17 protein-coding genes are annotated in these 25,813 nt (G+C 34.4%); 3 read left to right on the top strand and 14 right to left on the bottom strand.

The genetic code is table 11. The features are described from left to right. Window positions 1–31: 31 nt before the first annotated feature. Genes FLACOL7796_RS16510 through FLACOL7796_RS16500 form a run of 3 tightly spaced genes read right to left on the bottom strand, consistent with a single transcriptional unit; the run spans window position 32 to window position 6,389 of the window. On the bottom strand, window positions 32–1,726 hold the full coding sequence (locus FLACOL7796_RS16510) for a RagB/SusD family nutrient uptake outer membrane protein (RefSeq protein ID WP_173971830.1): 1,695 nt from the start codon (window positions 1,724–1,726) through the stop codon (window positions 32–34). 11 nt (window positions 1,727–1,737) lie between these two features. Then, window positions 1,738–4,914, bottom strand: coding sequence for a SusC/RagA family TonB-linked outer membrane protein (locus FLACOL7796_RS16505; RefSeq protein ID WP_173971829.1), 3,177 nt, complete (start codon window positions 4,912–4,914; stop codon window positions 1,738–1,740). A 35-nt stretch (window positions 4,915–4,949) separates the two neighbouring features. Next, window positions 4,950–6,389 carry a glycoside hydrolase family 28 protein gene (locus tag FLACOL7796_RS16500; protein ID WP_173971828.1) on the bottom strand — a complete coding sequence of 480 codons (1,440 nt, stop codon included), beginning with the start codon at window positions 6,387–6,389 and terminating at the stop codon, window positions 4,950–4,952. Window positions 6,390–6,672: 283 nt separating this feature from the next. Here FLACOL7796_RS16500 and FLACOL7796_RS16495 point away from each other — a divergent pair, with 283 nt between their 5' ends. Then, window positions 6,673–7,701 (top strand): LacI family DNA-binding transcriptional regulator, encoded by a 1,029-nt coding sequence (locus FLACOL7796_RS16495; protein WP_173971827.1) that lies wholly within the window; start codon window positions 6,673–6,675, stop codon window positions 7,699–7,701. A 188-nt stretch (window positions 7,702–7,889) separates the two neighbouring features. On the opposite strand, the gene FLACOL7796_RS16490 is transcribed toward FLACOL7796_RS16495, so the two are convergent. From FLACOL7796_RS16490 to FLACOL7796_RS16455, 8 genes are all read right to left on the bottom strand, one after another. Further along, window positions 7,890–9,509 carry a UxaA family hydrolase gene (locus tag FLACOL7796_RS16490; protein ID WP_089478029.1) on the bottom strand — a complete coding sequence of 540 codons (1,620 nt, stop codon included), beginning with the start codon at window positions 9,507–9,509 and terminating at the stop codon, window positions 7,890–7,892. A gap of 2 nt (window positions 9,510–9,511) precedes the next feature. Further along, the gene (locus FLACOL7796_RS16485; protein WP_173971826.1) at window positions 9,512–10,978 is read right to left on the bottom strand and encodes a tagaturonate reductase; all 1,467 of its coding nucleotides are present in this window, start codon (window positions 10,976–10,978) and stop codon (window positions 9,512–9,514) included. Window positions 10,979–11,197: 219 nt separating this feature from the next. After that, window positions 11,198–11,869, bottom strand: coding sequence for a bifunctional 4-hydroxy-2-oxoglutarate aldolase/2-dehydro-3-deoxy-phosphogluconate aldolase (locus FLACOL7796_RS16480; protein ID WP_173971825.1), 672 nt, complete (start codon window positions 11,867–11,869; stop codon window positions 11,198–11,200). Between the two features lie 10 nt (window positions 11,870–11,879). Further along, the gene (locus tag FLACOL7796_RS16475; protein WP_173971824.1) at window positions 11,880–12,902 is read right to left on the bottom strand and encodes a sugar kinase; all 1,023 of its coding nucleotides are present in this window, start codon (window positions 12,900–12,902) and stop codon (window positions 11,880–11,882) included. A gap of 95 nt (window positions 12,903–12,997) precedes the next feature. Then, window positions 12,998–14,404 (bottom strand): glucuronate isomerase, encoded by a 1,407-nt coding sequence (uxaC, locus tag FLACOL7796_RS16470; RefSeq protein ID WP_173971823.1) that lies wholly within the window; start codon window positions 14,402–14,404, stop codon window positions 12,998–13,000. Between the two features lie 23 nt (window positions 14,405–14,427). Then, on the bottom strand, window positions 14,428–15,219 hold the full coding sequence (locus FLACOL7796_RS16465) for a gluconate 5-dehydrogenase (protein ID WP_173971822.1): 792 nt from the start codon (window positions 15,217–15,219) through the stop codon (window positions 14,428–14,430). A 5-nt stretch (window positions 15,220–15,224) separates the two neighbouring features. Further along, window positions 15,225–16,064: a 5-dehydro-4-deoxy-D-glucuronate isomerase gene (gene kduI, locus FLACOL7796_RS16460; RefSeq protein WP_173971821.1), complete on the bottom strand. Its 840-nt coding sequence runs from the start codon at window positions 16,062–16,064 to the stop codon at window positions 15,225–15,227. A gap of 87 nt (window positions 16,065–16,151) precedes the next feature. Next, window positions 16,152–17,624, bottom strand: a complete 1,473-nt coding sequence (locus FLACOL7796_RS16455) for an MFS transporter (protein ID WP_173971820.1) — start codon at window positions 17,622–17,624, stop codon at window positions 16,152–16,154. A gap of 467 nt (window positions 17,625–18,091) precedes the next feature. On the opposite strand from FLACOL7796_RS16455, the gene FLACOL7796_RS16450 reads away from it, so the two are divergent. Next, window positions 18,092–19,012, top strand: a complete 921-nt coding sequence (locus tag FLACOL7796_RS16450; RefSeq protein WP_394367911.1) for an alpha/beta hydrolase — start codon at window positions 18,092–18,094, stop codon at window positions 19,010–19,012. A 185-nt stretch (window positions 19,013–19,197) separates the two neighbouring features. Here FLACOL7796_RS16450 and FLACOL7796_RS16445 read toward each other — a convergent pair whose 3' ends face one another. From FLACOL7796_RS16445 to FLACOL7796_RS16435, 3 genes are all read right to left on the bottom strand, one after another. After that, complete coding sequence (locus FLACOL7796_RS16445; RefSeq protein WP_232067393.1) at window positions 19,198–20,631, bottom strand: PepSY-associated TM helix domain-containing protein; 1,434 nt, start codon at window positions 20,629–20,631, stop codon at window positions 19,198–19,200. Between the two features lie 75 nt (window positions 20,632–20,706). Beyond that, window positions 20,707–21,945 carry a DUF4374 domain-containing protein gene (locus FLACOL7796_RS16440; protein ID WP_173971819.1) on the bottom strand — a complete coding sequence of 413 codons (1,239 nt, stop codon included), beginning with the start codon at window positions 21,943–21,945 and terminating at the stop codon, window positions 20,707–20,709. A gap of 24 nt (window positions 21,946–21,969) precedes the next feature. Next, a complete protein-coding gene (locus FLACOL7796_RS16435) occupies window positions 21,970–24,363 on the bottom strand; it encodes a TonB-dependent receptor (RefSeq protein WP_173971818.1) in 2,394 nt (797 codons plus the stop codon). 107 nt (window positions 24,364–24,470) lie between these two features. Between FLACOL7796_RS16435 and FLACOL7796_RS16430 the strand changes: the two genes are divergently transcribed. Further along, entirely contained in the window at window positions 24,471–25,502 is a 1,032-nt protein-coding gene (locus tag FLACOL7796_RS16430; protein ID WP_173971817.1) for a helix-turn-helix domain-containing protein, read from the top strand. Window positions 25,503–25,813: the final 311 nt, after the last annotated feature.

The raw sequence follows: 25,813 nt of genomic DNA, 5'->3' as shown, positions 1-25,813 counted from the left end.
AAAAAACATAACCTCAGGGATTATAAAATTACTAATAACCAGGATTTTGAGGAAAATCTTTGTTTTTATTCAAATCAATTGCTTTTTGAGGAATTGGTCTTAATAGTTTTTGATTCGGAGCAGTTCCAAAATCGGCTAATTTAATTTTATAGTTATTACCTGGTACTCGTGTTGTCAAGGTACCTGTTCGTTTTAAATCAAACCAACGATTATACTCACCTAACATTTCTCTTGCTCTTTCATCCAAAATGTAATCAATATTAAATTCTGCAGGAAGGGCGCCAGTTACTCCTGCTCTGGTTCTCACGGCATTTAAGCGTAATAGTCCCGTTGCAGGATTTCCTGCTTTAAGATAAGCTTCAGCAGCAATTAAATATGTGTCTGCTAATCTTGCCAGGATAATATCTCTTGTGCTTACAGCTCCAGTACCCAGCGGTGTTGATAATTCCGGATCATCAAATTTTTTCACAGGTATCGTACCACAATCATTAATCCATCCCGGAACAGCAACGCTTTCTGCACCGTATTCTCCATATCTATGGTATCCTCTCGGGTCTCCATTTGGTCTATTAGGTTTTTGTAAATCAGGATGTGAAGCTATATAAGCAGCTCTTTGAGAAGGTGTATACCCTTTTGGCTCATAAAAATGCAATGCTTTTAATGTGCTCAAACTACTACTTCTATAATAAGGAAAATATACAACAGTTGAAGATACTCCGTTTGTTGTTTCAGTACCTGAATAAATTGTGGTCATAAAAGTTGCATCCCATCTTTTGTCATTTGGCCCCTCATAAAGATTTAAAGCGTACTGTGTTGGTAATAAATTTTGACTTCTCTGGGGCGCACCAACATTGGTTCCTCCCAAATTAGAACTATAATAAGAATATTGTCTGTTACCAAGAGTGGTTGGACTAGTGCTTGTAGAAGCTTTGTCATATTGAACAGAGAAAATAGTTTCCGCATTTAGATCGTTTCCAGGTTTAAACAATTGCTCAACAGGCAATATTAGTGCTTGCCCTGCAATAGCCGCATCTGCAAAATTTGCTGCTGTAGTAAAATCTGTGGCTTTACCATAAGATTGGTACCCTCTTGTTAAATATACTTTAGCCAATAAGTCATTTACAGCTTTCTTGTTTACTTTTCCTGATGTAGCATAATTTGCTATTCCTACAGTTGCTAAAGAAGCATTCAAATCTTCAATAATTTGATTATACACTTCTTCTTCTGTATTTCTGTTAAAAGATGTGTTTTCAGTACTAACTATATGATCATTAACAATTGGTACTCCTCCATAAGCTTGAACCAACAAGAAGTAAGCATTCGCTCTTAAAAATCGAGCTTCGCCTACTAATACATTTAAATTAGATGTTTGCTCTGTAATTGTTGAATAATACAAAACTTTATTTACTGATTGTATTTGAGAATAACAGGATACATATAACTCTTCAACATTGTTAGATGAAGGTACAAGACTACTATAATTACTTAAAGGCGACTCGGGATTAAAACCTTCAGCATACAAATCAGTCCCTCCCACAAAAAACCATGGATTATTTCCATAAATTTCTTTCAATCTTGCATAAGTAGAATTCACTAACAATTGAAATCCACCTGAGGTTCTGTATGTTTCATCAGCCGCAGGATAAGACAAACTTTTTTCATCTATGTCACTACACGAAGTAAATAGTGAGGCAATTACTCCTAAAATTATTATTATTTTTTTCATTTTTTATTTTATTAAAAGTTAACACTTAATCCTAATTGAGTAGTAATAGAAGATGGACGGTTAATACCTATCGCAGCTCCTGCCCATTCAGGATCGTAACCATCAAAATCAGTAAAAACAAACGGATCTAAAACGTTAATGAAAATTCTTAGATTACTAATTTTAAGTTTTTGCATTAAATCTGAATTTAATGTATAACCTAATGAGATGTTTTTTACTTTTACGTAAGATGCATCTCTATAAAATGCATAACCAACAAGACCTGTATTTGTTGTCTCGAGATAAGTCGCACCTGCTCCATTACCACCCGCTGTAGGACCAGGTCTTGGAGCATTGTTTGAAGCATTAGGAGTAACACCAGCACCATTGGTTGGTACAAAATAGTCCATTTTTACCCTTTGACGGTTTCGGTCTGTAACATCTGTAAATTGTCTATGAAAAGGACTATATACGGTTTGTCCCTGGCTCGTAATAATCGAGAAATTGAAATCAAATTGGCCAAATGTCAGTTTAGAATAAAAACTTCCCTGCCATTTAGGAACGCTACTGCCAATTACAGTTTTATCGTTAGCATCAATTTTATTATCACCATTCAGGTCTTTTAATTTACCATTACCAGGTTTAGCACCAAACAACGCAGCTTGAGTAGCTTCGCTTTCTTGCCAAACTCCGTCATAAACATAGTGAAAGTTAGGATTTAACTCTGAACCAAGTATTAAATTATTTCCTATATCACTTGTTTCTTGGTAATTAATAGAAACTAATTCATTTATATTTTTACTAAATATGAATGTTGTTTCCCATTTTAGTTTTTCTAACTGAATGTTTTTAGTTGTCAATGAAACTTCAACACCTTTGTTACTAACTGAACCTACATTGTCAAATGTTCTTGCGTAACCCGTTTCATAAGGAAGTTGTCTACTATTGATTACGTTAGTTGATAATCTGTCATAAACGTCAACGCTTCCTGAAATTCTGTTTTTTAGTAAACCAAAATCAAGTCCAAAATTTACTTCTCTTGTTTTTTCCCAAGCTAATTTTATGTTGGCTAAATTTTTTGATTGCCATCCTGCAACAAGATTCGATCCGTTCGCATAGAATGTTTGTTGGTCTAAAAGTGCTTGCGATGCATAAGCATTAACATTGTCATTTCCTGTATACCCCAAACTAGCTCTTAATTTCAAGTCAGAAATAATGTTGCTGTTTTTTAAAAATGACTCTTTACTAATTTTCCAGCCTAAAGCTACAGATGGAAAACTTTCCCATTGATTTCCTTTTGATAATACAGATGAGCCGTCCCATCTGTTAGAGGCGGTTAATAAATATTTATCCTTGTAAGCATAATTTAAACGTACTGCATAAGATTTTAACTCGTTTTTCACATAAGGTGTTTCTGGTGTTGGAGCCACAAAAGAATAAGTTGAAGGTGCTCCTGATGGAACATTGTAAATTCCTGATTCAAAAGGCTGATTACTTGAATATAAGTATGAATTTTCATCCGTGTTGGCGTAAGTACTTTGCAATAATAACATACTAAAATCATGTACTTCATTAAAAGTATGCTTTAGATCTAGCTGATTGTCCCAAGTATAATTGAAATTATTGTAATTTCTAATTGATGAAGAATTTCCTTTTACCAGAATTCCCTGATTGGTATTAGCGGTATTAGATATACCTGTAACAGAATTTACTATACCAGCAGCAAAAGTTGTTTTAAAGCTTAACCATTTTAACATTTGGTATTGAAAATAAACATTACCAACAGTTTGCCATGTTTTTTCTGTTTGTGAAGAGTTTGCAATTTCCATTAATGGATTGACATTACTAGTTCTATCTAAAATAAGGGTGGTATTACCAGGTTGCGTTATTTTACCAGGTTGTAATGTTAATTGTCCTACAATATCATTTCCGTTAGCATCAACAGCCCATGGAGATAAAAGTGTAGGTAGCCTAAATGCATCCTGCATTGCTAAATCACTACCTAATTGGTTCACAGTACGCGCCACAGTAATGTTTACACCTGTAGAGAATTTGTCATTTATTTTATGATTTAATCCTAACTTGAAAGAGTACTTGTCTGTCGAATCATTATCAATAAGTCCTTCATCACTTTGCATACCAAGCCCTATATTATAGCTTAAACCTGACTCTCCACGCCCCGAAATGTTTAAATAATTATTTTGTGTTGCACCAGGCTTAAGTATCGCATCAACCCAGTCATAACTAAAACCTTCATTGTATCTTTTAACTAATAAAGGACTATTACCTGTAGAGGCAGTTGCAAGTGCCTGAGGTGTTTGCGAAGTTGCTGGATAAGATAAAAATGCAGATTGATTAAATGCATACCACTCTTGTGAATTCATAAATTTTGGTAATCTAGCAGCTGTTTTAGTTCCATATGATGTATTAAAACTAACATTAATTCCTTTTTTAGCTGTTGTCCCACTTTTTGTTGTTACAATCACAACCCCGTTAGAAGCTCTGGAACCATATATTGCTGCAGAAGAAGCATCTTTTAATACATCCATTCTGGCAATATCCTGTGGGTTTAAAAAGTCAATATTGTCCAGAGGTACACCATCAACAACAAACAAAGGAGTCGATCCTACAGCTGTAGAATTAGTACCACTAGTATCAGATAGCAAAGAGTTGTTTCCTCTGATAACGATTTTGAATCCATCTCCTGCACGCCCTGAAGCAGAAGAAATTTGAACCCCTGCTGTACTTCCTTGTATAGCTTCTAATGGATTTGTTGTATTTCTCTCAGTTATAGTCGCCGCACTTATAGTACTTACTGTACCTGTAACATCTGATTTTTTCACAGTACCATAACCTACTACAACCACTTCATTTAATGAGTTGGATTGTTCAGCCAAGCTTACATTAACTTTAGATTTTCCGGCAACACTAACTTCTTGTGTCTGAAAACCCAAATAACTAATTACTAAAATTGCTTTATTACTGGTTACGTTAATTTTAAAACTTCCCTCAAAATCTGTAGAGGTACCATTTTTAGTTCCTTTTTCCTGGATATTTACCCCTGGTAGTGATAATCCAGCAGCATCTGTAATTTTACCTTCTACCGGAGTCGATTGAGCGTATATTGTCGTACTCAACAGGAAATTCAGGAAAAATAAAAATACAAGATTGTATTTTATTTTTTTCTTAGATAATTGTTTAAAATTCATAGTTTGGTTAAATAGTTTGGTTAAATTGATAGTTTTTAATTTTTAATGGTTTCTACTTTTTTCTCATTTGCATTTGTATTTATAAAATTGATATTCTTTACATTTTTCAATAAATAGGGCTTGCCTACTTTTGCTATTTTTACATTTTTAAGTGTAATATTTTCTACCGGAGATTCTTCATATCCTTCTGCCCAGACTCCGTACTTTCCACCGTTTTTTACTGTGATATTTTCAAGGTTTATATTTCTTACTGTGGGAATAAAATTTCCTGTTTGAGAACCGTATACATTATAGAACATCGTTACCCGCAACACACATTCTTTTACAGTTCCTACTTCAAGATTTCGTACATATACATCTTCTACAACTCCGCCTCTTTTTGAATTTGTTTTGATGCGAATAGCGCGATCCAGATTAGGGCTATCCATCACGCAATTCTCTACAAAAACATTATTGACACCAGCAGATATTTCGCTCCCCATCACCACGCCGCCATGACCGTCGATCATTTTACAATTCTGAACAATGATGTTTTTACTTGGTATTGCCACTCTCCTGCCATCAGCATCACGGCCTGATTTTATTGCAATACAATCATCTCCGGTATTAAATGTGCAGTTTTTAATGAGTACATTTTGCGAATATTCAGGATCACAACCGTCATTATTAGGTCCGTGACTATTTACCGTCACCCCATCAATAATGATATTATTTGTTTTTATGGGATGTAAAATCCAAAACGGAGCATTTATAACTGTGATGTCTTTTACCAAAACGGTGTTGCATTCAAAAAACTCAATAAAATTGGGGCGTAAATAACGTCCTTCACCAAAAATTCTCTCTTCGACCGGAATACCTTTTTCAGCCATTTCAATTAAAACTTCACGGTTTTCAGGATCATTTTGAGAAGGAATTCCTTTCTTCCATCCATAATCTTTTCCTCCTGACCAAATCCACCAGTTTGTAGCATCGGCCTGACCGTTGAGAGTTCCTTTTCCGGTTATGGCAACATTGGTTTTATTTCTGGCATATATAAGAGGTGAATAATTCATTAGTTCGGTTCCTTCCCATGAAGTATGAACCATCGGATACTCTTTAGGATTGATGCTAAAAAGAATCTCGGCATTATCTTCTAAATGCAAATTGACATTACTTTCTAAATGTATAGGACCTGTCAGGTATTTTCCATTAGGAACCAAAACTCTTCCTCCGCCATTACCTGCACATGCTTTAATTGCTTTTTCGAAAGCAATTGTATTGGATGTTTTCCCATCCGCTACAGCGCCAAAATCTTTTATGTTGAATGTTTTATCTGGAAACTGAGTTTGCGGAATACTTTTTATAATTAATTCCATTTTTTTCCACGGATTAGCATCAGAAACTTTAGCAGTTTGCTTTGCACAGGATGAAATCAATAAAGCAGCTACGCCAGAGATTAATACTGTTTTGAACGCTATTATCTTATTTACAATCATTTGAGTAGTATTTATTGTTTGATAATCAAAACAATGTAATTATGTAATCGATTACACGAAAATATAAAATAACTTCGACTGCACCAAATTAATTTAGAAAATATTTGTATATTTAATTTTTATTATGAAATATAATTACACTTAATGTAAAAAAACCTATAATTTATTATCATTGTTGAACCGAAAACGTTATAATTATTAGCTATGGTAATCGATAACAATTTGTGTAACGTTATAAAAAAAAATGTATTTTTGTCTAAGTTTAATCTGAAAACCTTTATTAATGAGCGAAAAAATAACTATTTACGATATTGCTGAGAAATTAAATATCACTGCCGCTACCGTTTCAAGGGCTTTAAACAACAATCCGAAAATAAAAGAGAGTACTCGTGAGCTAGTTATAAAAACTGCCGCTGCGATGAACTACAAACAAAATAAACTGGCACTTGCCTTAAAAAGCGGACGTAGTAATAATATCGGAGTTATTGTTCCTCGTATAGACAGCAACTTTTTTGCCTCTGTTATTAGAGGAATCGAAGAGGAACTTCATCCTCATGGTTATCAGGTCATTATTTGCCAGACTCACGAAAGCGCAAAAAGAGAAAATGAGAATTTATATACCTTAATAGACGCACAAGTAGACGGTATCATAATGTCGGTTACAGATGTTACCGGCGAAAATGAAGGCGCTTTTCATAACGTATTACAAAAAAATGTTCCGCTAATCTTTTTTGATAGAAGCAAACATATTGATGGAGTAAGTTCAGTAACTATCAATGACTTTAAAGGAGGCTATATTACTACCAAACATCTAATTGATGAAGGCTGTAAATCTATTGCCCATTTATCGGGAGATCAATCTCTTGAAATTTTCAAAAACAGGTTTTTAGGATACAAACAAGCTTTACTGGATAACGGAATAACATTTAAAGAAGAATATGTAATTCCTGTAAAAAGTTTTGTCGATGCAGGAAAAGAAGCCGTTGATTTATTATTACAATTAGAAACTCCTCCCGATGCTATATTCTCTTCAAGTGATTTCGCGGCATTAGGCGCCATTCAGGAATTAAGATCCCGAAATATCAGCATTCCTAAAGATTTTTGTGTTGCAGGTTTCAGTAATGAGCCATTCACAAAATTCATGGAATTGTCTATAACTTCTGTAGATCAGTCACCACTTGAAATGGGAAAAATGTCTGCTCGTGTTTTCTTAGAACAAGTAGATAAAACAGATACTATCAAAATCGAAAAGAAGGTAGTTCTCGCTCCTGAATTACACATTCGTAAATCATCATCAAGAACTAGCTCTTAATTTTTAAGATATATTCAACATTTATAGACGCACAGTAGTGCGTCTTTTTTTTACCATATAAGTGATATAAGTAGATTTAAGTTTGCTACATAAACAGACTAAAACAAAAGGCAGCTCTTTAAAGAGCTGCCTTTTTTATTGAGTGTAATAAAAACTAAAGTGAACTTATATCACTTATATGGTAAAAATTATAATGAAACTCCTCTTTTCCAAGGAATAAATACATCTTGTTTCAACTGGTCTGCTTTTGTTTCCACGTTTCCGCTTGCCAATTCTATAATGTAATCTACTATTTCTGCTCCAACCTCGGTAATGGTTTTTTCACCAGTAATCACCGTTCCGGCATTTACATCGATAATATCAGACATTCTATTAATTAATGCCGTGTTCGAAGAAATTTTTACAACCGGTGCAATCGGATTTCCCATCGGATTTCCTAAACCTGTGGTAAATAAAACAACTGTTGCGCCCGATCCTACCAATCCTGTGGTACATTCTGCGTCATTTCCTGGCGTATTTAAAAGATTTAATCCTGGTTTTGAAATATATTCTCCGTAATCTAAAACATCTACAACAGGTGAAGTTCCACCTTTTTTAGCTGCGCCAGCAGATTTCATTGCATCTGTAATTAATCCGTCTTTGATGTTTCCCGGAGATGGATTCATATCAAACCCTGAACCTGCATCTACAACTGATTTTTCAAAAGCTTTCATTAAAGTTAAAAACTTATCTGCTTTTTCTTCGTCCACACATCGGTTCATTAATTCTTGCTCAACGCCACATAATTCAGGAAACTCTGCCAAAATTGTTTTCCCTCCCAAAGCTGCAAAAATATCTGAAACAATTCCTAATGCCGGATTAGCAGAAATTCCTGAAAATCCGTCAGACCCTCCACATTCTAAACCAATACTTAGCTTTGAAAGCGGAGCAGGTTTGCGTTCAATTTTGTTGGCTCTTTTAATGGCTTCATAAGAATCTTTAATCACCATTTGAAACATTTGATCGGTAGTTCCAATTTGTTGTTGCTCATAGATCAAAATTTCTTTATCACTATTGGGACTCATTTCTTTCAATGCCTTCTTAAAAATATCAACTTGCAAATTTTGGCAACCTAAACTTAAAACAGTTGCACCTGCAACATTGGGGTTGTTCACATATCCTGCAAGCAGTTTTGCCAACAATTCTGAATCTTGTCGAATCCCTCCACAACCACCTTGATGATTGATAAATTTTACTTCGACATTATCTAAAAGATTTTCATTTAAATTTTTATCCGAAACTTCTTCTACGCTTTTTTCTTCAATTAAAGAGCGTAACAAATTTTTATAAGAAACTTCTTTTTTGGGCATTAATTCGTTTTCAAAAATATCTTTGAGTTTTTCGATATTTTTGTTTTCGCAAAAAACCAATGGAAAAAACAACCAGACGTTTTTGGTTCCAACTTGTCCATCAGTACGGTGGTATCCGTTGAAAGTTTTGTCTTTCCAACGATCTACATTTGGTGGAGTCCAGCCTAAATTTCCGTTTTTACCAAAAACTTTTTCGCTTTGATGTTTTACATTTTCGGTGGTAATTACTTCTCCTTTTTTTATAGGTTTAGCAGCTTTTCCAACCAAAACACCATACATTATAATATCATTCCCAATTGTAAAATCTTTCTCCGCGATTTTATGTTTTGCCTTAACATCAGTTGTTGGTGAGACGGTAGTTCCTTCAAACATAATTTGTTCGTTTTGTACCAAATCGGTTAAAGCGACAATTACGTTATCTGCCGGGTTGACTTTTATTAATTTTTTTTGAGTTGCCATGATTAAGCGTTCTGAGTTGTAGTATGTAATTGTTTTTGAAAATTAGCAAAACCATTTTCAATTCCGTTTGCATCAATTTCCTCTAAAGCTGTTGTAATTGCTTTTGTCAAGCCCGGAATCAGCGTTAAATCTTCATCCCAGAAACTTTTATTTTGCAAAGTAAGTCGTGCTATTTTCTCGTAATCATCAGATTTCCAAAGTCCGTCAAAGAAAGACACAATATCTTCGCTGTCATTAACCGGTAAGCTTTCGCCTTTCCATGTTCCTTTATAAAAACGAATTAAAGCAGCAAATGCAAAGGTCAAATGAACGGGAAGTTTATGATGAATATCAACATATCCGGTTAAACTTGGCAGTACACGAACTTTAAATTTTGAAATTGAATTCAGTGCAATAGAAGACAATAAGTGTTTGATAAACGGATTTCTGAAACGGTCTAAAATTTCTTCAGAGAAACTTGCCAGCTCCGCTTTATCCATGTTCAATGTTTCATTGATCTCATCAAAAACAGCTTTGTTTACAAATTCTCCTGTAAAAGCATTGTCTACTGTTTCTTTTACAGTTTCATTACCGTAAAGCAATGAAAAAGGTATCATTGCTGTATGTGCTCCATTTAAAATTCTCACTTTACGCGTACGATAAGGCTGCATATCAGCAACGATTTTTACATCTAATCCTGTTTTTTCAAACGGAAGTTTTGCTTTCAGTTTATCATCACCTTCAATTACCCATAAAAAGAAGCTTTCAGCACTTACAATCAAATCGTCTTTATACTTTAACTGACTGTTATACTCCTCGATTTGATCTTTTGGATATCCCGGTACAATTCTGTCTACTAATGTATTATGAAAAGTACAATCATTAATCAGCCATAATTTAAAATCTGCTTCCAGATTCCAGTCGACACAATATTTTAAAACAATTTCTTTTAAAGTATCTGAATTATAATTAATTAATTCACAAGGAATAATAGTCAAAGCTTTCGATTTATCACCTTTGAAGTGCTTGAATCTTTCGTGTAACAATACCGTCAATTTAGCCGGAAATGAAACCGGCGGCTGCATTGTAGGGCGATCTGATTCGATATATTCGATACCAGCTTCTGTTGTATTAGAAATAATAAAAGCCAGTTCTTCTTCTTTGGCTAAAGCCAAAAATTCCTGAAAAGATGCATAAGGGTCAATTGCTTTTACAATATTGGTAATCAATTCTTTTTCCTGAATTTCTTCTCCTTTTTTAACCCCTTTCATAAACAAAGTATACAACCCGTCCTGAGCATTGATCATATTTACCAACCCTTTATCAATAGGCTGTACAACTGCGATTCCTGCATTAAAGTCTGCATCTTTATTTAATTTTTGAAAAGCATATTCTACAAAAGCCCTTAAGAAATTACCCTCTCCAAATTGCACTATTTTCACTGGGAGTTTCTCTGAAAACCCCGAGTTTGATCTGTTTATTTTCTCCATTATAATTTTCTTTAAAGTGTTATAAATAATCACATGAAACACCTTATTTATCCTTGTTTTCTGCAACTTAACCAACTGTAAAAGAAACATTACACTTGTGTGAGGAAAGTAAATTTTACTGTGAGGAATGGCAAAATTTATTTTTCAAGTGTAATGCTCAATTACAATCTCTAAAATCTAAAAAAAACGGTTTTAAATAAGGATCGGTATGATTACTCCTTATTTATTTTTAATATTTTTGATGATATCAAGTACCTGACTTACTTTTGTTTTTAAGCCATCATAATCCTGATTATCTAATATTTCTTTTGAAATTAACTGCGATCCGATACCTACACAAGTTGCACCGGCATTTAACCACGAAGTAAGACTCTCTACAGTAGGTAAAACACCTCCTGTTGGCATTATATTGGTCCACGGACATGGCCCTTTTATTGCTTTTATAAACTCCGGACCGTAAATATCTCCAGGGAATAATTTTACAATTTCACATCCTAATTCTTCTGCCCTTGCAATTTCTGTAAGTGTTCCGCAACCTGGCGACCACAATACTTTACGTCGGTTACATGCTATGGCTATATCTTCTCTAAAAACAGGAGTTACAATAAAATTAGCTCCTAAACTCATATACAATGAAGCTGCTGCCGCATCGGTTATAGAGCCCACACCTAACATCATTCCAGGTAATTCGGCCAAAGCATATTTGTTTAAAGCTCCAAAAACTTCATGAGCAAAATCGCCTCTGCTTGTAAACTCCATTAATCGGGCGCCACCATCATAACAGGCTTTTAATACTTTTTTGCTTATTTCGATATCTGAATGAAAAAACAACGGAACCATTCCGTTTTCTTTCATTTGTAAAGCCACTTCAATTCTTGAATATTTTGCCATTTTTTTCTAATTATCTTGATACTAATGCAGAACCATCACCATCAATCATATTTTCAACTTCTTTTAAAGTAACCAGATTATAATCTCCTGCGATAGTGTGTTTTAAACAACAAGCTGCTACTGCAAAATCTAATGCTCTCTGGTTATTATTTTGATATTGCTGTAATCCGTAAATTAATCCTCCCATAAAAGCGTCGCCGCTGCCTACTCTGTCTACAACCGGGGTAACTTCTTTTACAGCAGCCTGATAAATTGCTTTTCCGTCGAACAAAATCCCGCCAATTCTTTGGTGAGAAGCGCTTACAGAATAACGTAATGTGGTTGCAACAGTTTTTAAATTCGGAATCAAGTCAAACAATTTGGTATACAAAACCGGAAGCGATTTTTCATCCTGATAATTCGGATTTACCTTTGGAATTCCTAACATGAAATAAGCCGTATCAATATCTCCTAAAATAACATTACTGTATTGTAGCATCTCAGGCATAACCTGGCTTGGCGTTTTGCCGTATTGCCACAATTTTGATCTGTAATTTAAATCGCATGAAATCGTGATTCCCATTTTATGCGCCACTTTAATAGCTTCTAAACAAGCTTGGGCAGCACTTTCTGAGATTGCCGGAGTAATTCCGCTCCAATGAAACCAGGTTGCACCCTGAAGGACTTTTTCCCAGTCGATTGTGCCTTTTTGAATCGTTGCCATCGAACTATGCGCGCGATCGTAAACCACATTACTGCCACGTGTTCCTGCACCGGTTTCAAGAAAATAAATTCCTAAACGTTCACCTCCGTAAACTATATTTTTGGACTCAACGTTCATTTTTCGCATTTCTTTTAATGCCGAAGTGCCGATTTCATTGTCAGGTAATCTTGTTACAAATTCTGCGCTTACGCCATAATTCACCAAAGACACACAAACATTAAATTCACCGCCTCCGTAAGAAGCGCCAAATTCCTTTGCCTGCGAAAAACGTAGATGTCTCTCTGTGGAAAGACGCAACATAATTTCTCCGAATGCAACTACTTTACTCATATAAATATTTTTATTTAACACAGATTCTAGTGATTAAAAAGATTTTTAGCAATGCTAAAAATCTATTATCTTTCCTCTATGTTCTTTCCTCTTAACTAAAATTTAAAATATTCTTTTGCGTTGTTATATGAAATATCCGAAACTAATTTTCCAATCCATTCCATATCGTTTGGCAATTCACCGCGTTTGATTTCATCTCCTAAAAGATTACATAAAATACGTCTGAAATATTCGTGTCTTGGAAAAGACAAGAAACTTCTTGAATCTGTCAACATCCCGACGAAACAGCTAATTAATCCCATGTTCGAAAGAGCATTCAATTGTTTGGTCATTCCGTCTTTCTGATCTAAAAACCACCATCCTGATCCAAACTGTACTTTTCCGCGAACGCTTCCGTCATTGAAGTTTCCAATCATGGTTGCCATTACTTCGTTGTCAGCTGGATTTAAGTTATAAATGATTGTTTTAGTCAATTTATCTTTACTATCTAATGCATTTAAAAAGCTTGATAGTTTTTGTGCCTGCGGATAATCTCCAATAGAATCCCATCCTGTGTCAGGACCTAAAATTCTGTGCATACGCGCATTATTATTACGCAAAGCACCTAAGTGAAATTGCTGTACCCAGCCAAATTCGTGATACGTTTCAGATAAAAACAACAAAACAGCACTTTGGAATTTTAAAGCTTCTTCTGGCGATATAATTCTGTTTTCTCTTTTCTTTTTAAAGATTGCATTTACTTCAGATTCTGTAAATTCTTCAAAATAAATCTGATCTAAACCATGATCACTTAATTTACATCCGTTTGCATTAAAGAACTCAATTCTTTTTCTTAATGCCGCCTGTAAATCAGCGAAAGTAGCAATGGCAATTCCGGAAACATCCCCTAATGTGTCCAGATATGCATTATAACCATCATTAGCTATTAAGATTGCTTTATCAGGTCTGAAAGCAGTACTCATTTTAGTCCCGATAGGATTTTGTGTCAGTTTCTGGTGAAACTCTAAACTATCAATTGGATCTTCGGTCGTACAAACCAATTCAGCATTTACTTTTTTAAGTAGGTTTTGTGTGCTGTACGCCTGAGAATTAATTTTTTCTGTAGTTTCGATATAGATTTTCTCTGCCGATTTTTCGTTTAGTAAATCGTAAATATCAAAATAACGAGCTAATTCTAAATGTGTCCAGTGGTACAAAGGATTACGCATCGTGTACGGAACTGTTTTTGCCCAGTTTAAGAACTTATCTTTATCTGAACCATTTCCGGTTACAAATTGCTCGTTGATCCCTAATGTACGCATCGCACGCCATTTGTAGTGATCTCCGTTAATCCAAACTTGTGTTATATTGCCAAAAACCTTATCCTCAGCAATAAACTGCGGATTTAAATGATTGTGATAATCAATTATAGGTTGATTTTTTGAGTAGTTGTGGTATAACTCTTCCGCGAATTTATTTTCAAGTAAAAAGTTATCGTTTATGAATGTTTGATTTGCGCTCATGTCTTTTCAAATATAATTGAGAATTATTCTTCGTTTGATGGTTTACCAATAGTGGCAAGGATTCCGCCGTCTACGTATAAAATATGTCCGTTAACAAAGTCACTGGCTTTAGAAGATAAAAATATAGCAGCTCCCGCTAAATCGCCCGGATCTCCCCATTTTGCAGCCGGAGTACGACTAATGATGAAATCGTTAAAAGGATGTCCGTCAACTCTAATAGGTTTTGTTTGTTCTGTAGCAAAATATCCAGGTCCAATTCCGTTGATCTGAACGTTGTATTTTGCCCATTCTGTTGCCATATTTTTCGTCAGCATTTTCAAACCGCCTTTTGCAGCTGCATAAGCACCAACGGTATTACGGCCTAATTCGCTCATCATTGAGCAAATATTGATAATCTTTCCTTGTCTTCTTTCAATCATTCCTTTAGCAACGTGTTTAGAAACAATAAAAGGGCTTACTAAATCAATATCAATTACTTCTTTGAAATCAGCAACTTCCATTTCAATTAGCGGAATTCTTTTAATAATTCCTGCATTGTTTATTAAAATCGCAATTGGCCCTACTTCGGTTTCAATTTTCTTAATCGCGTCAATAACTTCCTTTTCATCCGTTACATTAAATTTGTAACCCACCGCATTAATTCCTTCCTTTTTAAGTTCCGCTACAGCAGCGTCAATTTTTTGCTGAGAAGAATTTCCGTTTACAACAATTGTTGCTCCGGCCTCCCCTAATCCTTTTGCCATTGCCATTCCCAGTCCATGTGTACTTCCTGTTATAAGGGCAATTTTTCCTTTTATATCAAATAAGTTTGTCATGATTTTTATCTTAAATCAGTTATTTTACAAACATCCATATCTCCGTAATCTAAATTCTCTCCAGCCATTCCCCAGATAAAAGTATAATTACTGGTTCCTGAACCTGAGTGAATTGACCATGGCGGAGAAATAACCGCCTGATGATTGTTCATCCAGATATGTCTTGTTTCCTGTGGCTGTCCCATAAAATGACAAACGGCCTGATTTTCCGGAATATCCAAGTAGAAATAAACTTCCATTCTACGATCGTGTACGTGCGCCGGCATGGTATTCCAAACACTTCCCGGTCTTAGTTCTGTCATTCCCATTTGCAATTGACAAGTAGTTACCACACTTCCGATAATCATTTGATTTACCGTACGGTGATTTGCCGTTTCCATTGTACCTAACTCTAATTTATTTGCTTCTGCCAAACTCACTTTTACCGTTGGGTAAGTAGTATGAGCCGGTGCAGAATTGATATAATATTTAGCCGGACTTTTGCTGTCGTCACTTTTAAAAATTACTTCTTTATTACCGCTACCGATATACAAAGCATCTTTAAATCCTAATGCGTATGTTTTTCCTTCCACTACAATAGAACCGCTTCCACCAACATTTATAATTCCTATTTCTCTTCTTTCTAAAAAGTAAGACGCTTTAAGCGGATCGATACTTTCTAAAACTAAATCACCTTTTACCGGAACTGCAGAACCAGCAATGTATCTATCATAATGAGAGTATGTTAAAACAATCTCATCTTGTTGCATTAAGTCATCGATTAAGAATTCATTTCTTAATTCCTGAGTATCATACTTTTTTACTGCTTCGGGGCTTGACGCGTATCTTGAACTATATTTTGTCATAATTTTTAATTTAATGTAATCGATTGCACAAAATTAGATTTTTATCTTTAAAAAACACATTTTTCAACTATTAAAATTTTCCAAATATTACAAACCTGTAATCGGACTGTATTTAGGAACTAACGTTTTCATTACTAACCAGCCTGTTAAGTAACAAACTGCACATATAGAAAAGATAATGAAATAACCTGCTTCGATTCCGTGAAAGCCCATAAAAGACATATTGGTTTCTTTAGCATGATCAAATAATAATCCTGAACCTTTATTAATTATAGTAGAACCTACACCACCGGCTAAACCGCCAATACCTGTAATGGTTGCAATTGCTTTTTTAGGAAACATATCGCCAACTGTGGTAAAAATATTTGCCGACCATGATTGGTGGGCCGCACCTGCAATACCGATGATAACTACAGGAATCCAGTAACTTATGTATCCTAAAGGTTGTGCAATTAAAGCTAATAATGGGAAAAATGCAAAAATTAACATCGCTCTCATTCTTCCTTCGTAGGGATTCATTCCTTTCTTTTCTACAAAATAAGTCGGTAACCAGCCTCCAACAATAGAAAGCAATGTAATCATGTATAAAACAAACAATGGTAAAGCCGCCTGAGTAGAATCCATTCCGTAAACAGAGCTTAAATAAGCTGGTGTCCAGAATAAAAAAAACCACCACACACCATCAGTCATGAATTTTCCAAAAGCGAAAGCCCAGGTTTGTTTGTATTTAAAACAATCTACAAATGAAACTTTATCAGTTGTTTCAGGTACATAACCTACTAATTTACTGTCAGCAATATCATCTTGTTGGATATATTCTAATTCAGCAGCACTTACTTTTGGATGTCTTTCCGGTTTATCATACATAAAAATCCAAAATCCCATCCAAACAAAACCAAGAGCTCCAATAATGATAAAAGCCATTTCCCATCCAAAAGATTTCGCGATAAACGGAATCGATATCGGAGCCGCTAAAGCTCCAACTGTTGCACCTGCATTAAAAATACTGGTAGAAAAAGCACGGTCTTTTTTAGGAAAATATTCCGCTGTAGTTTTAATCGCTGCCGGAAAGTTTCCTGCCTCCCCTACTGCCAGAACAAAACGGGCAAATATGAATAATGTAACACTTACATTAATAACTAATCCTGTATCCTGCACCAGATCAATGGCATCTTTGGCGCCTTCAAAACCGACAAACCAGTTTCCTGTAATAATTCCTGCTGTTGCAATACCGCAAAAAGCATGTAAACAAGCTCCAAAAGACCAAATACCAATGGCCCAAAGAAATCCCTTTTTAGTATCCAGCCAGTCTACAAATCGTCCGGCAAATAATAAAGAAACGGCATAAAAAATAGAAAATAATGCTGTAATATTTCCGTAATCATTGTTGGTCCAATGAAATTCCGGTGCTATAAAATCACTCCAGGTTAAGGAAAGAACTTGTCTGTCGAGATAATTGATTGTTGTTGCAAAAAACAGTAGGGCACATATACTCCAGCGATAACTTCCTGTAGATTTTTTAGTGTGATCAATAACAACTGTGTCTGGTGGTTGGTTCATAGTTAATATATTATAAAATTGATATTTTTTCTTGCACTATTAATCTATCTGTTCATCTCAAAAGACAATAAAAATCAATTTGGCAAAATCTAACAAAACAGAATAATGTAATCGATTGCACAAATATAGTTTTTAATCTTTATATTCCAAATATATTAGATAAAAAATTATTTTAACTATTTAAATAAACGGATAGAACAAAAAAGTGTATTCAAAATTACACATTAAACAATATAATTGTTAAATGCACACATACGAAATTTGTCCTTATTAGGGGGTAAAATTGTACCAAACTCAATACTCTCAAATCATTTACCAGCGCTGAGCCTTATCTCAAAATAAAAACTGTTTTTTAACGTTGTTTTCTTAACGGAAATAGCTTCAAAATTTCTATTTTTGAATACTTGCACAAAAACACACTATTTAACTAATTCATTATAAAATTGAAAAATTCACAACAACTGCTCTTGAAAAAAGTGGCAACAATTTTTGTTATGCTGATAGGAATCACAAACCAACTGAATGCTCAAAATAAAATCATCCCGTTATGGAATAAAATTCCTGACGAAATTAAAGCAGCAGATTATAAAGAAAATGAAAGTATCAAGGACGGAAAAGTACAAAGCACAAGTTTAGTCAGCATTCCCACATTAAGCGTTTTCCTGCCACCAACACCTAAACCCAATCAGGCCGCGGTTATTATTTTTCCTGGCGGAGGTTATCAGCACCTGGCAATTGATAAAGAAGGAACTAAAGTCGCAGAATGGTTCAACAGTCTGGGAATTGCTGCTTTTGTGGTAAAATATCGCTTACCGAGTGACAAGATCATGAAAAACAAAAATATTGGTCCCTTGCAAGATGCGCAAGAAGCGGTACGTTATGTCAGACAAAATGCTGCAAAATATAATATTGATGCCACCAAAATTGGAATTCTTGGCTTTTCTGCCGGAGGACATTTAGCTTCGACTTTAGCTACGCATTACGACGAAAAAACATATGAAACAACTTCAAAAGTAAGTGCCCGTCCGGATTTTTCTCTTTTAATTTATCCTGTAATATCTATGCAGAATGATATTACACACAAAGGTTCGCAAATTAGTTTATTAGGTAATACTCCTTCTCAGGAATTACTTGATTCGTTTTCGAACGAAAAAAAGGTAAACGCACAAACTCCACCTACTTTTTTGGTACACGCAACAGACGATACCACTGTTTTACCTGAAAATAGCATCAATTTTTATCTGGCGCTTAAAAATAACGGAGTTCCGGCTGAATTGCATATTTATGAAAAAGGAGGACATGGTTTTGGTTTGGGTGTAAAAGACACCAGCAAATTTTGGACACGAGATTGCGAAGAATGGCTTAAAAGTCAGGGATACACCAATTAAAATCAATGAATGTCATAATAACTTTGACTTCATAGAAATATAAAATTCAGTTACCAAAATATTGTGCTTTATATCTTTTTTTTTGAAAATTAAGTTCAATGCATCAAATAAAAAAAGGCAAAACTTACAACGTCTTGCCTTTCTAACCAACATCAAAAACTATAAAAAACCGGATTCTCACTCCGTTAAACTGATAATTCTTTCTCTAAGACTTGTTTGGATTTAACAATAGGAATTGCTTTAGTAGCAACTTTTGGAGATGCCGCCGTTTTTTTGCCAAATTTCTGTTTTCCCCACCAAATTAAAAATCCGGTAATAGGCAAACTAGCCGAAATTAGACTGGCAAAAAAAGCAATAATTTTCCCTGTAAGTCCCAGTACGCTTCCCACATGAATATCATAATTCATCCTTCGTATTTTGTCTGGTATATTAGCATCTATATATTTTCCTGAAAAAGTCGACTTTATTGAAATTTCTTTTAAGGTCTGCTGATCAAAATTATACCTGTCCATATTGTAGTAGGTATTTTTTTGTTTGTAAACAAAAGCTCCAATAGGATCTGCCGGCTTAGCAGGAATAGAGATTAGTATTCCGGCTGCCTGTGGATTTTCTTTGTTCATCTTCAACAAAACTCTATCTGCCGTAGTAAGATTAAAAGTCTTAACATTTGTCGTGTCTGATTTTGGAGATTCACGGTTTTCTACCAAAGGTTTCCCTGCGGATGTAACCCAATATAGTGATTTACTCCACCAGTCAAAACTCCACACTAATCCTGTTACAGCAATAAAAAAGAGAAAAACACAGCTGTAAAATCCAAGCACATTATGCAAATCATAATTGACACGTTTGAAACTGGCATCGGTTTTTATTTTAAAACTTTTATTAATAATTGACTTAATCCATTTGGTTGGCCACCAAAGCACTATACCTGAAATTAATAAAATAATAAAAATGATAACTGCCACTCCCACAATTGGCCTTCCTATATCATAAGGAAGCCATAAAGCACGGTGACCATTTAATATCCATCTGAAAAAATCGGGAGAATCGCCTCTTGAAAAAGATTTTACATTTAATATTTCTCCCGTGTAAGGATTCATGTAAATGCTTGTAAAAACACCATTTCTTCTTTTTCTGCGCTTTTCATCTTTTTCGCCTTTTTGCTTACCTTTTCCTTGAGATTTTAGATCAGATTTTCCTTTTTCACCCGCATTTTTAGCAGTGTCATTTTTAGGATTCCCCTTTTTATCTCCTCTTTTATGTTCTCCTTTTTCGTCTTTACTTTCTTTTTTCTCGATAAAGTAACCTACAATAGCTGCATCATCTTTTGATCCAAAAGTAACACTAGTCGCATGATTGCCTTTCATGGTTTTATCTGCAATTGTAACTAATTGCGAGGGTAATAAAAAAGCTTTTTCCTGAGGTTCAACAAAACGCCAGTCTTCAATAAAATCCTTAATTTCGTTTTCAAAAACATAAATACAGCCCGTTACACTAACAATAACTACAATAATACCGGAAGCCAGTCCGAGCCATAAATGCAACCAGGCCATAATACGCTTGAAAAGCGATTTTTTACTTTTTTTCTTGTTTGTATTTGATGTTGAAAAAGAAAACATAATTAGTAGCGTATAAAAGATAAATAAAAAAAACCGCAAGCCCCGAAAGGCCTACGGCTCAAAAGAAACCAATTTTTAATATTTTAATTTTGCAATTGCAGTAATCTGACCACCTTCAACTTTTATTCCTTTAGTAGCAACAGCAGTTGTACCGTTGATGGTATAAATCCAGTTTCCTTCAGGAGTATTAATACCTACAATAGCAGATGAACCGTCTTCGCTAACAAGATTATATCTTTCTACAGTTGTAAAAGTAATTACTTGAGGCGCATTAGTAACCCATGTAAAAGTTTGATTGTAAAGATCAGCAATTGCCAGTTTTGCAGCACCTTTATTTGTTCCTACTGTACCAAACATTTGCAATAAAACCTTTCCTTTAGAGATATAAGTAGAGGAAGCAATTTTATATCCTCCGGACTTTTCCTGTACATTAAAGAAATATGTTTTATCAAATTCAGTAGTTCCTTTTTTAATTTTTACCACTGCAGATGGCTTAGTCGAAGTTACAACTGAATTGCTTGTGGCAACTGCTCCTGAGAAACCGTAAGCATCTCCATTTTCGTCCTGATACAATCCGTTGGTATAATAGCCTCCTAAATAACTGGTACGGTTATCTTTGATCACTTTTTCTAATTTAAGCTCCGGATACGTGTATACCGCAACCCATGTACTATCAGGGTTTTTAGTTCCAAAATTATCAACCCCGTCACCTTTTATGCTCATATAAGGCATGTATACTTTTTCGCCAACTTGCGTTGCCCAGGTAAAAAAGGCTCTTTCACCGTTTCCGGCTAATTTTTTCGTGTCTTGTTGTGCCTCACCTGTAATAAGTGATTTTTCTGCATCAATTTTATACATTTGAGCAATTGATGCCGCACCGCTTCTTGGTACTTTAATCGTTAAAATATCCTTGTTTACAGCTGCAAAAACATGTACAGTTTCTGCCTGAAAATTAGATTTCTTAATTAACTTTCCTTCTGCATTCAGGTTGTAAGTTGTTACAGCACCTGGATTTCCCTGACCATACAATAAGCTAAAAAAGTTGTTTTGCGCTGTAATGTAATAACGGTAAGATCCGTCCTGTTCGATACCATTACCCGTTGTAGTAATAGATCCTTTAGAAATATCATCAGCGGTTAATAAATAATCTGCAATTCCTGCTGCTCCCGTAGTTGCAGTAATTATATATTTTGTTTTTCCGGTATCTACTCCACCGCCTGTTTCATTTCCCGGTTTATCAGAATCACTACTACAAGAGAACGTTGTAAAAGCTACTAAAGCTGAGAACAAAATTAATTTGCTACTTTTTTTCATGTTATTATGGTTTGAATTATTAAATTATTTACGTGATTTATCGAAAAAATATCTGAATTTGAGGTAAAAACCACGACTTGGTTTTTGTAACGAAAAGTTGTCGTACAGCCTATTGTCTAATGCATTTTTACATTCAAAAGCTATATTGTATTTTCCATCTGCAAGTGTGTAAACAATATTGACATCGTGATTAAACTGTGTGGGAATATCCAGTTTACTAGACTGAATACCACGGCTTGGCCATGACAAATAATAATCATACACGTAGAGAAGATTGTATCCTACAGATAAATTGTTTCCTTTTTTTATAACATCATTAAAGAATATCGTCGCATCAAAATTTCCAAATAAATATGGGATGTTTGGCACCCTGTCTTTGTAAAAGAGCGATACATATTCCTGACCTGGCTCATATTTTGTCATATTTCGCAGATTTTGATAAGTCATATTTACACCTGCAGTAAATCGGTTTTTGTATGAATATCGAATCTCTGTATCTACACCGTAATTAGTCACTCTTCCCTGATTGACATTTGTTTGCATGGTTTGATTTACATTCAGCTCAGAACGTATAAAATCTGTTGCATTCCGATACAAAAAGTTAAGATCAAATGTCATGGCATTTACTTTTCTAAAACTAGTTTGGTAGCTCACTCCGGCATTAAAATTATTACTGGTCTCCGGTTTAAGATCAAGATTTCCTGCAATATTTTCATTTACATTTCCAAAAATTTCCTGCGGATTTGGTAAACGGTAACTCTTTTCAAAAGATCCTTTTACCTGCAAATTTTGTCTGATATAGTAGCTTGTTGCTCCACCATATCCCAGTACCGAAGTATGATCTACATATTGCTGGTATGCAATATCTCCGGTATTTCCAGATGGATTGTAACTTCTGGAATAAGTAGTTTTTAAGGAATAATCTTTTAAGAATACAGATGTACTCCACTTCTCGTTATAATCAAACTTATAACCTAACCCTATTACATTTTTTTGTGTTTTTTTAGGCTGTTTATAAACTAAAGACTCAGGAACTAATTCATCACTTTCTTTACGATCAAAAGTATTAAAGGTATTATTTAACATAAAAGAATGTCTCTCGCCCAAACTATAAGTCGCATTTGCTGTAGCAATTCCGTTATTATTTTTGAATTTACGTAACGTACGACTGCGTTCTCCACCTAAACCGTCAAACTTTCTGCTCTCGCCAAACCAGTTGTATCTAATATATACGGTATCTATATTTTTTTCTTCTCCAAAATTAAAATTCCCCGTAAGGTTAAAATTCAAACCTTTTGTAAAAAGATCTTTAACCTGATATTTTACAGTGGGCATCAAGATATTTCCTTTTGAATAAACAGATCCAAACACACTTTCCATCCTTGCTCCCGTTTGAATGTCTGCTTTATTTTGACCTCCTGTAAAACCAAATAACAATTTATCAGCATATTTTTTTCCGGTAATACCAATGTTTAAAACCACTGTTTCGTTATGGTAATTATCATGAAATCTTCTCACACGCTGATTTGGATAATATTGACCTGAATATAAATTGGCCGCATCAACATTGACCCAATAATTATTATCAGAATAATTTTGAAAAGCATTTATTTCTGTTGTAAAACCGCTTTTAGAAGTATAACCCGCATTTACTGCAGAACGATGTGTATTAAAAGATCCAAAAGAATACGATGCATCAACATAAGTTCTTGGTTTGCTGTTGGTCACAATATTCACCGCGCCTCCTAAAGCATCACCACCCAGCCAAATGGGTACAACACCTTTGTAAACTTCAACACGATCAGCAAGATTTACAGGAATATTATTCAGTTGAAAAGAAGATCCAAAATTATCCATCGGAACTCCATCAATAAAAACCTTGATTTGATTTCCCGAGAAACCATTTATTGAAAGTTCTGATCTTGAACCTACTCCACCAGCTTCACGAACACGAACACCGGAAACCCTGTCTAAAGCATGAGACAAATCAAGCGTAGTGTTATGAAGTTTTTTTGCATCAAGAGCGGTTACATTATAAGCTTGTTTGTTTACTTTATCAGTTGCAGTACGTCCTAAAACTGTAACACTTTCCAATTCGTTTAATTCACTTTCTAAACGAACCTTAAAATTGACATCCAAAGATGAAATTTCTATATTTTTTCTATAGCTTGAAAAACCAATTGCAGTAATTTTTAAAGTGTATTTTCCCGGCTTTACATTTTTGAAAACAAAACTCCCGTTTTCATCCGAAATCATGCTTAGGTTAGTTTTTTCAATACTAACTGTGGCATAAGGAATTGTTTGTCCAGAACTTTCTGTTACCTCTCCACTAACAAAGAAACCTTGATTTTGCTGGGAATGAGACAAGATCGAAAAGAAAAAAAATATACTAAAAAATAAAAATTTGTGAGTTGTCATATCTTTAATTAGACTAATTATAAATAACTTTGGCGCAAAAGTACCATCTACAACTCGAAAAAAGATAGGGAAAAACGGATTATTATTTTGTAAAAACGGATTATATTTTGAAAATCAAATCGAAAATTTTAGCACACGAAAAGTCAATTATTCAAATTGAAATTGGTAACAATCATTACCCTAAAAATTTCTTAACAGAAGAGAATGTGGATATAAAAAATGGTGATTCAGAACAAATTAAAAGCCATCATTTAATCACCGAAGGAATGGTTTTACTCGATACACAAATGCTTTTTTCAACGCCTCAAACTATCATTTTTGAAATTGATGAAGAATCTGTCGTGATGAATTTTATTTGCTGCAGTAATATCGAAACTCATATTGATCAATTAGAAACCGAAAAATATTCAAAAAAAAATACTCACAATATATTTTATGCTACAAAATACAGAGCGACTATTAAAATCCCCGCCTTTGAACAAACTAATTATTTCTGTATAATCTTATCTAAAGACTTTTACTATAACATCATCAATGAAGACTGGAAACTTCATGAAAAATTTTCAAAAAATATCCTGCATAAAAAATCGAGCTATTTAACTTCAAAATATATTCCCTTTACCCCTGCAATTCAATGGGTGATTCACGAAATAAAAAACTGTAACCGTCAGGGTGCATTAAAAAAAATGTATATCGAAACTAAAATCAAAGAGCTGCTCATACATCAGCTGGAAACAATCATTACCATACCCATACAAAAAGATCAAATTGACGAAGACGATTACAATAAATTACTAGAAGCCAAGCAAATACTAGACAATGACTATGTTCACGCACCAACATTAGCAGAACTTTCAAGGCTGATTTCGCTAAATGAGTTTAAACTAAAAAAAGGATTTAAAGCTTGTTTTGGCACTACTGTGAAAAGTTATATTATTAAACTCAGAATGGAACATGCAAAAGAATTATTTCAAAATAAAGCCTCAACAGTTAGTGATGTAGCCTATAAATGCGGCTATAAAGATGTGTCACATTTTTCGGCAGCTTTTAAAAATTTCTATGGTTTTTCGCCTCAAAAGTTCAAAATCAATTGGGACTATATCCATTTCTGGATTACAGGACTTTTATTATTAAGCTAATAAAAAAAGGGTCTTTAAATTCAGTTAACTAAATAACCAAATCTAAAGACCCTATAAAAATTTAGACGTTCTCGTATGTCTTGCAAACTTATACAAAGATATCCACTATGAAATGGTGTCAAATTTTCATTCTAAAAAAAAAATGTTTCTCCAAAAACAGTAACACAGAGATTGAAAAATGCTGTTTAAAAAGGCAAAAACAACGCTTAAATCAATTTCTATACGACAAAGCTACAAGCTACTTTAGAGAAAACATTACGGGATTCCACATTTAAGAAATCTTTTTTTCTCTTATTTATAATGATTCAATA

Origin of the sequence: Flavobacterium bizetiae, assembly GCF_902804475.1 — a bacterium.
In the GTDB taxonomy this organism is placed as follows: domain Bacteria; phylum Bacteroidota; class Bacteroidia; order Flavobacteriales; family Flavobacteriaceae; genus Flavobacterium; species Flavobacterium bizetiae.
The sequence above is the reverse complement of the archived record's forward strand: the minus strand, read 5'-3'. Positions and strand labels throughout refer to the sequence as shown.

Coding starts and splice junctions, on each gene's coding strand:
- FLACOL7796_RS16490 (WP_089478029.1), bottom strand. CDS start 9,509: ATGGCAACTCAAAAAAAATTAATAAAAGTCAACCCGGCAGATAACGTA.
- FLACOL7796_RS16455 (WP_173971820.1), bottom strand. CDS start 17,624: ATGAACCAACCACCAGACACAGTTGTTATTGATCACACTAAAAAATCT.
- FLACOL7796_RS16480 (WP_173971825.1), bottom strand. CDS start 11,869: ATGGCAAAATATTCAAGAATTGAAGTGGCTTTACAAATGAAAGAAAAC.
- FLACOL7796_RS16475 (WP_173971824.1), bottom strand. CDS start 12,902: ATGAGTAAAGTAGTTGCATTCGGAGAAATTATGTTGCGTCTTTCCACA.
- FLACOL7796_RS16510 (WP_173971830.1), bottom strand. CDS start 1,726: ATGAAAAAAATAATAATAATTTTAGGAGTAATTGCCTCACTATTTACT.
- kduI (WP_173971821.1), bottom strand. CDS start 16,064: ATGACAAAATATAGTTCAAGATACGCGTCAAGCCCCGAAGCAGTAAAA.
- FLACOL7796_RS16500 (WP_173971828.1), bottom strand. CDS start 6,389: ATGATTGTAAATAAGATAATAGCGTTCAAAACAGTATTAATCTCTGGC.
- uxaC (WP_173971823.1), bottom strand. CDS start 14,404: ATGAGCGCAAATCAAACATTCATAAACGATAACTTTTTACTTGAAAAT.
- FLACOL7796_RS16445 (WP_232067393.1), bottom strand. CDS start 20,631: ATGTTTTCTTTTTCAACATCAAATACAAACAAGAAAAAAAGTAAAAAA.
- FLACOL7796_RS16440 (WP_173971819.1), bottom strand. CDS start 21,945: ATGAAAAAAAGTAGCAAATTAATTTTGTTCTCAGCTTTAGTAGCTTTT.
- FLACOL7796_RS16495 (WP_173971827.1), top strand. CDS start 6,673: ATGAGCGAAAAAATAACTATTTACGATATTGCTGAGAAATTAAATATC.
- FLACOL7796_RS16435 (WP_173971818.1), bottom strand. CDS start 24,363: ATGACAACTCACAAATTTTTATTTTTTAGTATATTTTTTTTCTTTTCG.
- FLACOL7796_RS16465 (WP_173971822.1), bottom strand. CDS start 15,219: ATGACAAACTTATTTGATATAAAAGGAAAAATTGCCCTTATAACAGGA.
- FLACOL7796_RS16505 (WP_173971829.1), bottom strand. CDS start 4,914: ATGAATTTTAAACAATTATCTAAGAAAAAAATAAAATACAATCTTGTA.
- FLACOL7796_RS16485 (WP_173971826.1), bottom strand. CDS start 10,978: ATGGAGAAAATAAACAGATCAAACTCGGGGTTTTCAGAGAAACTCCCA.